Source organism: Runella rosea, from assembly GCF_003325355.1.
Taxonomy (GTDB): Bacteria; Bacteroidota; Bacteroidia; order Cytophagales; family Spirosomataceae; genus Runella; species Runella rosea.
This window is the reverse complement of record NZ_CP030850.1, coordinates 2,894,490-2,906,332: the sequence shown is the minus strand read 5'-3', so window position 1 is coordinate 2,906,332 and position 11,843 is coordinate 2,894,490. Positions and strand designations below refer to the sequence as shown.

Below are 11,843 nucleotides of genomic sequence, written 5' to 3'. Positions count from 1 at the left end.
TGCCATGCACAAATCCTTTTTTAGTTTAGTACTTAGTGTTTGCCTTGGTATTTGCCAACTCTATGCACAGCAGGCCATTACCCCCGAAACAGCCCTTAAAAGTTACGTCAACAATGGAGATAAAACTTTCTCGTGGGAGTTGAAAGACTCCTTTAAAGAAGGAGATGTAACGGGTTATAATTTATTGCTTACGTCCCAGACATGGCGGGGAATCGCGTGGCGGCACCAACTCACCGTGATGGTTCCCAAAGAAAACCTGCACGATGGCGCGATGCTTTTCATTACGGGTGGTTCCAACAAACAAGAACAACCCAATTGGAGCAAAAGTGACAAACTGTGGCCTTCATTGATGGGCATCGCGGCCAAAAATAAAGCCATTGTCGTCTTGCTGAAACAAGCACCCAATCAGCCTTTATACGGTAATCTGACCGAGGACGCCCTGATTTCGTACACCTTACATAACTTCAAAAAAGACGGAGATTATTCGTGGCCGTTGTTGTTTCCGATGGTGAAAAGCGCCGTAAAAGCGATGGATGCCGTGCAGGAATTTTCAAAACAAACCCTCAAACATGATGTCAATAATTTTGTGGTAACGGGCGCTTCCAAACGCGGTTGGACCACGTGGCTCTCGGCCGCCATTGATGATAAACGGGTGAAAGCCATCGGCCCGATGGTCATTGATATGCTCAATATGCCCGCTACGCTCGACTATCAGTTGAAATCATACGGCGCCTACAGCGAGCAAATCGAAGATTATGTAAAACTTGAAATTCCTCAAACGGCCAATACCCCCCAAGGTAACGCCATCACGACCATGATTGACCCCTACTCGTACCGCGCAAAATTGACCGTTCCGAAGTTGATTTTTATCGGAACCAACGACGAGTACTGGACCGTTGATGCCATCAAACATTACTACGACCAGATTCCGGGCAAAAACATGATTCACTACGTGCCCAACGCGGGCCACGACTTGGGCGGAGGAAAACAGGCATTAGAGGCATTGAGCGCGTTTTTTGGAACGACCATCAACGACCGCAACTATCCTACACCTACGTGGAAAGTAAGCCCTAAGAAAAAAGGAGCGCAAGTTTCCATCAAAACCGATCGCAATGATTTGGTAGACGCCGTTGTGTGGACCGCTACTTCGTCGGACAAAGATTTTAGAAATGAAAAATGGACGAGCTATAGTTTAGGCGTTTCCAATACCTCAAAAATAAAGTTGCAGGAAGCCTATGCGGGTAGCGGTTACAAAGCGTTTTACGTGGATTTAAAATACAAAGACGCCAACGGCGGTACGTACACCGTTAGTACGCGCATGTTTTTGACCGATTCAAAGGGTATATTGTAACAAAAAGCGCAACCCCATTATTGCACAAACCCCGGCTCAATGGTCGGGGTTTGCGTTTGTAAAGATGACCTGAAGGAGTTGGTCAAAAATTGATTTTGGCTCTTTCTTTAAATATATACATCCTTGTAAATCTGGGTCGTAATGGGCTTGAAGCTACGGAGTTTGAAGAGCGGTTTTTTGCCAATGTTGAAGCTCCGTTTTTTGTCAGGTGTATTTTTCTTGTTTTCTTCTTCCAAAAAAGCCCCGCTTGTGTGCTCGGCGGCTCCCGTTGAGAGATTGAAATCGTAGGTGTTAAATTGATTCGTACTCATTGACGAAAAGGTAGCCGTAGCACCAATCAAAAACCAGTCGTTGTTCTGAAAACGCCAGCGGTAGTCATAGCCCCAGCGGTCGGCGCTCCCGCCATAAAACTGCACCAACAGCGTACCCCTTTCGATGGTCAATCCCACCAACGGGTCGCCCATCACGCCCCCTTCATTGGAAAGCAAGACAGACTCGTTGCTTTGAATGGATAAAGTATAGCTACCATTGGCTTGTCGAAAGGCAATCAGCAGAATACGAGGCTTTTGTGGATAATCTTCTTCTTTGAGATTGGGCACGTCTTTGTCGGCTTCTACCACGGCGGCGAGGTCAGGTGCGTTGTCTTTGTTGAGCTCGCCTTCGGCTTTTTCCACGATGTGCCAGCCTTTGGGCACAAACGATTCTATTTTTTCGCCAGTTTGGGGTAAAACTGGGTATTTATAACGGTTTTGGGCGGAAGTTAGATGTAAAGTGAGGAGTAAAATAATGAATAGAAAAAGACGAGTCATTGGGAAAAAATTAAGTGGGTAATGTATTGATGGTCAAAATTAATGAACTGGTTTGGATTGTTAATCAATCGTTTTTTTTACGGTACGACGAAAGACAATTATCAAAATAACCTGTGCTCAAATTAGTCTTTTTACGCGAGCCAGAGGTATTAAGTGATAAATAAGTAACCCTCATGAATCACAGAATTACTGTTGCTTTTGTAGGCGCGGCCCTTTTTATCGGAACTGCCGCCACCATGACGGCGCGGCGCGCCAAAGAAATCAAAAAAGACTTCTTAACGACTACTTCCAATACCGTGTTGGTGGCCTCGCACCGCGCAGTCCATCATGTCTACCCCGAAAACTCCATCCCTGCCGTTAAGGAAGCCATACGACTGGGTATTGATATCATTGAGATTGACGTCAAAGTGACTTCTGACGGTATACCCGTATTGATGCATGATGGCAAGATTGACCGCACAACCAACGGCAAAGGAAACCCCGAAACCATGACCTTTGCGCAGCTGCAAACCTACAATTTGGTGGTAAAAGGTGCAAAAACCGAAGAGAAAATCCCTACGTTGGAGGAGGTGCTACGTTTGGCAAAAGGACGTATTTTGGTTGATTTGGATTTGAAAACCGACAAATTGGGGCCTATCATTGATGTGGTAAAGAAGACCAAAACTGAAGATATTGTCTTTTATTTCGACAGTGACTACAATGCCCTCCATTTTGTGGATAAGGTCGATAAAAAATACATGCTCATGCCCCGAGCACATTCGCAAACCATGGCTGATTCGGCCATTACGCTCTTCAAACCTGAAGTGGTACACATTGATTTTTCGTTTTACACACCCGAAGTGGTCAGTCTTATCAAGAGGCGCGGGGCACGCGTGTGGATTAATGCGTTGGGGCCGATAGATATATTGCTACGGACTGAAAAGCGAGACGAAGCCCTCGACAAATTGTTGAAGCACGGGGCCAATGTTATTCAAACAGATGAGCCAGAATTGTTGTTAAAGCTATTGAAAGAGAAAGGTTTACATATTTAAGAGAAGGTTGTTGATTTACAAACGACGTTTTTGTCCAATCAAATAATTGAAAACTTAAATTTAACACATCCTGAGTAGCCTTTTATGATTGGAACAAAGTATATAGACATATAACAAGCCAAAAAAATAATGGAAACCAACCGTCCTGACTATTTGATTGGTAGGCTGATGCGCAACGAGATTTCACAAGTGGAACTCGAAGAATTTTTGGCTGGTATTGGGGAAAATGAAATGTCGCCCGCTTATTCGGAAGTGTTGGAGCGTTACTTCATGCAATTGCTTTCCGAGAACGAACACGCAAAAAGCGTGCAACAAGAAAAGTAAATTTTCCGACTGTATCCACCCCTTTTTTAACGTAATAAACCTGTATCTTCTATAAGCGCTGGGCGAATTTCGCAACAGTATAGTTATATGACAAAATACCTCTCTAAGTTTCTACTGTTTTTAATAACAGTAACGGCATTCTTCGGAAGTTATGCCCAAATTCCTTTGCCAGTTTCTAAGCACAAGTTTGTGGTCATTGCCCACCGTGGCAATCACGTGAATGTGCCCGAAAACTCCCTTGCTTCTTACGAAGAAGCAATTAAAAGCGGGGCAGATTATGTAGAGGTCGATATCCGGACGAGCAAAGATGGGGTGTTGGTCATTCACCATGACGGAACCCTCGACCGTATGACCAACGCCACGGGTGAGGTCAAAGCCAAGACATTTGCCGAACTGAGCCAACTTCAGCTCAAAAGTCCCAAACCAGAGGAGGCCACCGTTTACCGAATTCCGACTTTTCGGGAAGTGTTGAAGTTGTGCAAGAATCGGATTAATATTTATCTGGATTTTAAAGACGCCGACGTGGCCGAAACCTGGAAACAGATTCAGGAAGAGGGCATGGAAAGGCAGATTGTGGTGTACCTAAACAAAGTGCCCTACTACAAGCAATGGCGCAGTATTGCCCCGCAAATGCCCCTGATGACCAGCTTGTTGGATGACGTAAAGAACCCCCAGCAGTTGAAATTCTTTTTGGGACAGGTAAAAGTAGAAGTGCTAGATAACATCGCCGAGCAAGCAATGGTGCAAACTGCGCTGGAAGAAGGCGTGGCGGTTTGGCTCGATGTTCAAAGCCCTTCTGAAGGCAAAGATGCGTGGGATTCAGCGTTGAGCAAAGGAGTTCAAGGGGTTCAAACCGACCATCCCGAAGCGTTGGTCAATTACCTTAAAACCAATAATTGGCGCGATGGCGTGGCCAAAAATGCGGTCATTGTTCCCAAAAAACCCGCGTATCAATCCTTGTTAGACGTTCCCTACGCCACGGGCGAAGGGAAAGAAAACATGCTAGATGCCTACATCCCCGAAAATCATACGCCTGATACCAAAGTGCTGGTCTACATCCACGGCGGTTCGTGGAGCCGGGGTGATAAAAGCGAATTTCCCAAACAACTCATTGATGAATTGGTCGGTGTAAAAAAGTACATCGTGGTTTCGATGAATTATCGCTTGGTTAAAGACGGCAAAAATCTATTTCCAGCTCAAATCGAAGATGTTAAGAAAGCCATTGCCTTTTTGTCGGCTCAATCCAAACGCTACCGATTTAACGGCAATGAATTTGCCCTCATGGGCGGCAGCGCGGGGGCGCATTTGGCCTTGCTCTATGCCTATGCCCATGACCCCAACAAACAAGTAAAAACCGTATTGAACCTGTGGGGGCCTACCGACCTGACCGACAAGTCTGTGCGGGCTGATGGCAGTGATGCCAATAATACCGTTATTCGGTTTTTGGGCGAGGCCGACCCTAAAGCACAAATTTGTGTAGATGCCAGCCCGTTGTTGCACCTCACCAAAGAAAGTGGCGTGCCTACCATTTCGTTCCACGGCGTGGAAGACCCATTGGTGCACGTAAGTCAGGCCGAAAATCTGCATAAAAAACTCCAATCATTGGGAATCCTGACCCAGTTGGAATTGTACCCCCACGAAAAACACGGCATGAGCGCCTCGGCGGCAGTGGATGTTTTTGGGAAAATGGTCCAGTGGCTCGAAAAACAATATCCTGTTGTTAAATAAACATAATCTACTCAAACTCCCATCAAGCCGCTATGGAGCAAAGTAATGGATACGCTTAAATGCTTTGCTCCTTGGCGTGAATCAACCCACCATGAAACTTACTGCTTTTTTTACCTCAATTTTCTTGAGTGCTTTTTTGCTTTTTGGCACCGCCGCCACTACCGATTCTACGGTTCAAAAAGTGATGGACAATGTGGTCACGCGGTTGTATCAAAAACTGACAACTGCGCAACTTGACACCATTTCGGAAGCTTACATTCTGCCTTTTTTAACGAACGAAGAAAAACAGACCCTCGCCACTCGTTACTGGACTTTTGACGTAAATGTACCCGTGGTCGTCTCTCTCATGCGCGACCAAGCGCAGAAAGTGCCGCCGTTTTGGTTGGCAAAAAGTGGGTTTCAAAAAACAAACATGCTCGTGAAAAATGAAGAATATACCTACGAAGTCTGGCAAAAGAAATTTTCTAAAGGTAAAGTGGAGTTGGGAATAAACGGGTTTGACAAGCACCGCCCCGTGTATTTTGTGGGCGTAGGGCCGCAGAAAAAAGGGGATAAACTGACTATCTCAAACGTTTTTCCCGACAATCAACACATTGAAGAATTGAAAGTAGGTGCTTTTACGTACCATGATTGGGATGAACTCACGCTCACAGAAGTGCCATTGGCATTGCAGGGGCAGCAATTATTAACCACCATTCGTGGACGCGCCCGTGAAGCCCATTTGGTGAAAGCCTTCCGTCAGACCGACTATCCCGCCCTCAACAAACCCGATCAGTTGCTGCTTTCGTGGAGCGCCAACCCTTCTACCTCCATTGATGTGCAGTGGCGTACGCAGGCGGCGGTGAAAGTAGGAAAAGTACAATACTGGAAAAAAAACTCGACCGATACGCTGACCGCCAACGCATTGCCGTTTCAGATGGAAGACCGCCTGCTGCGCAACGACCGTTATATTCAGCGTTTTACGGCCAAACTAACCCAACTTGCGCCTGCCACCGCGTATGCGTATCGGGTGGGTTCTGCGAGTACGGGTTGGTCAGAAGTGGCTGATTTTAGGACCGAAGCGGCCCAGCCAGAGGCGTTTTCGTTTGTGTGGTTTGGCGATACGCACAAATCGCCCGATTGGGGGCGAATGGCCCGTCAAACGCTCGAACGTCACCCCGAAATTTCCTTTTATTCGGTCATCGGCGACTTGGTCAGTACGGGCCTTGACCGCAATGAGTGGGATGAGTTTTTTCATCATTCGGGAAAGATTTTTAGTCAAAAACCCTTTATGCCTATTCCTGGCAACCACGACAGTCAGGATGGGCTGGGCGCGGCGATGTACCAAAACCTGTTTAGCTTGCCTGCCAATGGGCCTGACAAGGTGCCTTCTGAGCGGACTTACGCTTTTCATTACCAAAATGCCTTGTTTATCATGCTCGATGGCACGTCGCCCATTGATGCGCAAACGGCTTGGATTGAAAAGCAGCTTTCGCAAACCAAAGCCCAGTGGAAGTTTGTGATGCTGCACTTCCCGCCCTATAATTTTGAAGAAGATTATGCGCAAATTCGCAAAGAATGGGGTGTGCTGTTTGACCGTTATCACGTTGATATGGTCATGAGTGGGCACGTGCATTACTACATGCGTAGCAAACCCATGTATGCCGAAAAACCTGTGGACTCTCCCGCCAAAGGCACGATTTATACCATTTCTATCAGTATTCCGAGCCAACACAAAAACTGGCCCGAAGAACCCTACGCGGCGGCGCGTTTTCAGAGTGGACCAGTGTACCAGCACATCCGAATTGATAAGAACAAATTGACCCTGCGCTGTTTGGATGAGTACGGAAAAGTGAAGGATGAATTTACGATTGAGAAATAAAAACGCCACCCTGATTTAGGCTCGTTCATGTAAAATTCGCTGAATCCCTGTACCTTTAGTCTTTATTTTAACGAATTAGGTATGACTTTCGACGAATTAAATCTCAATAAACCACTGCTCAATGCCCTCAATGACTTAGGCTTTACGACGCCTACCGCCATTCAGCAAAAGGTATTTTCGGTGGTAATGTCGGGGCAAGACGTGTACGGGATTGCACAAACGGGTACGGGAAAAACCTTGGCGTATCTATTGCCTTGCCTTCGGCAATTTCAGTTTTCAAAAGAAAAAAATCCGCAAGTAGTTATTCTGGTGCCCACCCGAGAACTGGTGGTGCAGGTGGTGGAGTCGGTCAAGAAACTCACCCCTTACATGAGTGTGGTGACGGTGGGTGTGTACGGAGGCGTGAACATGAAGCCACAAGTGGCGGAGGTCTCGCAGGGTGTGGATGTGTTGGTAGCTACGCCCGGGCGCTTGGTAGATATGCTCTCTAGCGGAGTGATTAAGCCCAAAGCTGTGAAAAAATTGGTGCTTGATGAAGCCGACGAAATGCTCAATCTGGGCTTTCGGGCGCAGTTGAAACTCATCTTGGATACCTTGCCCGAAAAACGCCAAAACCTTCTGTTTTCGGCCACCATTACCGACGAAGTGGAGCAGTTGATGCAGGAATATTTTCACCATCCCGTCAAAGTGGAGGCCACTCCAGCTGGTACGCCGTTGGAGAATATCTACCAAATGGCCTACCAAGTGCCCAATTTTTACACCAAAGTAAATCTGCTCGAATTGCTCTTGGGCCACGACCCCGACATGGTCAAAGTGCTGGTTTTTGCCGCGACCAAGACCTTGGCTAACCAATTGTTTGAACAACTTGAAAAGCAATTTGGCGATACGGTCAGCGTGATTCACTCCAATAAAGCCCAAATGCAGCGTTTTGAGGCTGTTAATCGCTTTCAGAGCGGAGCTTGCCGCGTGCTCATTGCCACCGACGTCATTGCGCGGGGCTTGGATGTTTCGGAAGTATCGCACGTCATTAATTTTGATTTGCCCGAACTTCCCGAAACCTACATACACCGCATTGGGCGTACGGGCCGGGTGGATAAAAAAGGCATCGCCATCAGTTTTATCGTGGAAAAAGAGAAGGAGCAACAAGAAGCCATCGAAGCCCTGATGAAGCAGTCGATTCCGATGCGCCCGTTGCCCAAACTACTCGAAATTTCGGATGAACTCACCCCCGAAGAAAGAGATACGGGTTACACGAAAATCATCAGCGTAAAAATTGTCAAAAGCGATACCTTCGGTGGGGCGTTTCACGAAAAAACCGAAAAGAACCAAAAGGTAAACGTACGCCGAAATCACGCCAAAGAAATGATGAAAAAGTACGGTAAGCCGATTCGGAAAACCCGAAAATCATAAACCGGTGCCGAGGGTGGTGTTATCACCGCCCTCTTTTTGCAAAATCATACATTTAAACCTATCACTGTTATGAGACAAAACGGAGTCGTTGCCCAAATGAAGCAGTTTGTGAAGGATGTACTTCGTGGTCTGATCAGAATTGACGTTGCCTGAGCGACCGAGGGTGGTGTCCGCGACCGAGGGGTGTCCGCACCAACCTCTTTTTTGTTGACTTAATAAAACTGGTTGGTGCGGACACCAACCAGCGCGTAAGTGATAACAACGGAGCAAAAATAGCTTACTAAAATGGAAATCTACCAAGTAACAACCAATTTAGATTATCAATGGGTATTACCCCAAATTGAGGAAAGTGAATTATTAAATCTAATGGATTTGAATTGTTATCCCAAATCAAAATCTTGGCCTAACATTGATTGGTATATTTATAACCCGAAAAAGAAAAAAGGTAATTTTTTCACAACAGGGAGTGGCGGTTCTTTTGCGTTTGATGAAGAGGTTCTAAATAGTGATTTGTTTAGTTTAATTGAAATGGCAGGAGAAGTATTGCCCATAAAGCTGGAGGATAATACTAATTTATATATTTTAAATGTGTTAAAATGCATTAATCCGCTTAATCAAAAAAAAACAAAATGGCAGTTGTATGAAGACGGTTCGAAAGGAAGAATATTAGATTATAGTTTTCATACTAATCGTTTTTCGGAATCATCGCTATTTAAAATTCCAGAAACGAGTAAAATAGAGATATTGACCTACTCGGGAATTAAAGGCGATGAAGATGAATTTAAATCCCTTTATGAATATTTGGGTTTTACAGGGTTAGAGTTCAAGCAAATTTATACAGATTCGATGGCAGAATGAATTTTATAGCCAAGGGCGGTGTCTCCACCGTCCTCTTTTTTGTTTTTGCTTCCTACCTCAGCGCAAGGAGTAAATAAACGCCCAAAACACCTTCTTAACCCAGAAAAAAACTCCAATCCACGGGTGGAAGGTTATGACGATACGGTTACGAAATTTGGCCTTATTGGCCGCGACGGTGGTTGTTTTTGCGGCAGGTTTCCCTTCGGGCAAAGAAGACATTCAGCGGCCGTTGGATGTATGGGCGATACGCTCGGTGCTCGACAAAAAGCCCCGGATGCTGACCTTGGCGTTGGATAAGGAATGCTACGCAGCCTACGATTTGGCCAAAGGCAAATTGTACAAGGTCTGGAAAGGCGGCATCACGCTGGAAGGGGCTGCTTATACCAACAAAAAAGATATTCAACCCGGTTCGTGGGGAACCGCCTACCTGTGGGACAGTTTATCCGCGTCGCCGTGGCATGTTAGCATCCGTGGGAAGGACGAGCCTGCTCGCGTACTTTATAAAGGTTATGCCTTCAAAAACCAACAGATTTATCTGCATTTTGCCTTGCTTCTTCCTTCCAAAGACACCGTTCTCGTGACGGAGCGCCCCGAATTTGTACGCAATACGGCTGGAAAGCCTGGATTGGAAAGAATGTTTACCACGTCAAATGTTCCGGAAGGAGTTGCCGTTTCTGTACAAACATCCGAGGGAATAAGGGCTTTGCATTCCAATAACACTACTTACCTAAGCGCTTATTTTGAACCCTTGCCCGAGCAGTTTCCGCCACAACCCGTCGCCAAAGCCGTTCATCCGGGACGGGCGCTGATGGACAAAAGCGATTGCTTTGTGTGTCATAAAGTGGATGAAAACGAAGTGGGGCCGGCGTTTCAGCGGGTAGCGCAGCGCTATCCCAATAACCAAAAATCGGTGGATTTGCTGGTAAATAAAATTAGGGAAGGTGGCACGGGCGTGTGGGGCACTGGCGTCATGAATTCGCACGCCTTGCTAACCGAAAATGAGCTGACGGCCATGGTTAGTTATATTTTTACGCTCAAACCCAAAGAGGTCGTTATCCAAAAACCAGTGAACCAACCAAAAAAAGAACCGGCAGTGCAACGCACAAATTCACCGGGGTTTGGGGCACCGCTCGATAAAGTTCATCCGAGCTATGATCTGCAAACGCTGCACACCAAAAACTTCAAACCCCGCGTAGGAGCGTTGGCATTCAAACCCGACGGGCGGCTTTTGGTTACCACGTGGGATGAAGTCGGCGGTGTGTATGTATTGGACAATGTTGCCACGGGAGATACCAATAAAATCACCGTCAAACGTATTGCGTCTGGCTTGGCTGAGCCACTTGGTATTGAGGTGGTTAATGGTGAAATCTACGTTTTGCAAAAACATGAATTAACGAAGCTCATTGATACCGATGGCGACGAAATTATTGATGAATACCGTGTAGTGTGCAACAGTTGGGGCGCTACCGCCGATTTTCACGAGTTTGCTTTTGGATTGGTCTACAAAGAGGGTTATTTCTACGTGACTCTCTCGATGGCGATGCGCCTCAAACCCGACGAAAAGCAATTGCCCGACCGAGGTCGTACCATAAAAATCGCTCCAGATGGTAGTTTTGAGTCCGTCAATTACGGCCTGCGCACGCCCAATGGCATCGGTTTAGGGGTTGATAATGAGCTATTTGTGACGGACAATCAGGGGCAATGGCTGCCCGGCAATAAATTTATTCACGTCAAAAAGGGAGAGTACCACGGTATGGCGTGGGGGTGGCTCAGCGACGAGCCCGCCCCGCGAATGGTGCCGCCCGCGATTTGGTTGCCTGAAGATGAGATTGGAAATTCTCCCTCCGAGCCCGTTTTGATAAAAGACGGCCCTTACAAAGGCCAAATGTTCCACGGCGATGTGACCCACGGCGGCATTCAACGCGATTTTTTGGAAAAGATAAACGGTGAGTACCAAGGGGCGGTTTTTCGGTTTTCGCAGGGGTTTGAGGCGGGCGTTAATCGGTTGCGCTTGGGGCCAGACGGTGCGTTGTATGTGGGAGAAGTAGGTATGGCAGGCGGCGGCTGGAGTTGGAAAGACCGCGTACGGGGATTACAAAAAATAAAATACAACGGCAAAAGTACCTTTGAAATGCTGGCCGTGCGCGCCAAACCGCAGGGCTTTGAGATTGAATTTACGGAGCCACTCAAAGAAGGGCAAAAGCTGCGCCCCGCTGATTTTCTAATCCACCAATGGTGGTACCTGCCGACCAAAAACTACGGTGGCCCCAAAATGGATTTGACGACGATGACGGTACAGAAAATGAGTATTTCGGAAGACCGAACGCGGGTTTTTCTCGAAATTCCGAATCTAAAAAAAGAGCACGTCGTCTATTTTCGATTGCCAGATGCGCTCAAAAGCAGCCGTGGACAATCGCTTTGGTCGTCGGAAGCGTGGTATACTTTAAACAATATTCCGAACTAATTTTATG

9 protein-coding genes are annotated in these 11,843 nt (G+C 46.7%); 8 read left to right on the top strand and 1 reads right to left on the bottom strand.

Features of this window, described 5'->3' with window-relative positions; genetic code table 11:
* Positions 1–4: 4 nt before the first annotated feature.
* A complete protein-coding gene (locus DR864_RS12195) occupies positions 5–1,351 on the top strand; it encodes a PhoPQ-activated pathogenicity-related family protein (protein WP_114067242.1) in 1,347 nt (448 codons plus the stop codon).
* A gap of 107 nt (positions 1,352–1,458) precedes the next feature.
* Here DR864_RS12195 and DR864_RS12190 read toward each other — a convergent pair whose 3' ends face one another.
* Positions 1,459–2,160 (bottom strand): hypothetical protein, encoded by a 702-nt coding sequence (locus tag DR864_RS12190; protein ID WP_114067241.1) that lies wholly within the window; start codon positions 2,158–2,160, stop codon positions 1,459–1,461.
* 173 nt (positions 2,161–2,333) lie between these two features.
* Between DR864_RS12190 and DR864_RS12185 the strand changes: the two genes are divergently transcribed.
* From DR864_RS12185 to DR864_RS12155, 7 genes are all read left to right on the top strand, one after another.
* Complete coding sequence (locus tag DR864_RS12185) at positions 2,334–3,191, top strand: glycerophosphodiester phosphodiesterase family protein (RefSeq protein WP_114067240.1); 858 nt, start codon at positions 2,334–2,336, stop codon at positions 3,189–3,191.
* Positions 3,192–3,320: 129 nt separating this feature from the next.
* Positions 3,321–3,515 (top strand): hypothetical protein, encoded by a 195-nt coding sequence (locus DR864_RS12180; protein ID WP_114067239.1) that lies wholly within the window; start codon positions 3,321–3,323, stop codon positions 3,513–3,515.
* An 87-nt stretch (positions 3,516–3,602) separates the two neighbouring features.
* On the top strand, positions 3,603–5,243 hold the full coding sequence (locus DR864_RS12175) for a glycerophosphodiester phosphodiesterase family protein (protein WP_114067238.1): 1,641 nt from the start codon (positions 3,603–3,605) through the stop codon (positions 5,241–5,243).
* Positions 5,244–5,334: 91 nt separating this feature from the next.
* The gene (locus tag DR864_RS12170) at positions 5,335–7,104 is read left to right on the top strand and encodes a purple acid phosphatase family protein (protein WP_114067237.1); all 1,770 of its coding nucleotides are present in this window, start codon (positions 5,335–5,337) and stop codon (positions 7,102–7,104) included.
* Positions 7,105–7,185: 81 nt separating this feature from the next.
* The gene (locus DR864_RS12165; protein WP_114067236.1) at positions 7,186–8,514 is read left to right on the top strand and encodes a DEAD/DEAH box helicase; all 1,329 of its coding nucleotides are present in this window, start codon (positions 7,186–7,188) and stop codon (positions 8,512–8,514) included.
* 285 nt (positions 8,515–8,799) lie between these two features.
* Complete coding sequence (locus tag DR864_RS12160) at positions 8,800–9,372, top strand: hypothetical protein (protein ID WP_114067235.1); 573 nt, start codon at positions 8,800–8,802, stop codon at positions 9,370–9,372.
* Positions 9,373–9,505: 133 nt separating this feature from the next.
* A complete protein-coding gene (locus tag DR864_RS12155) occupies positions 9,506–11,836 on the top strand; it encodes a c-type cytochrome (protein ID WP_114067234.1) in 2,331 nt (776 codons plus the stop codon).
* The last annotated feature ends 7 nt before the right edge of the window (positions 11,837–11,843 follow it).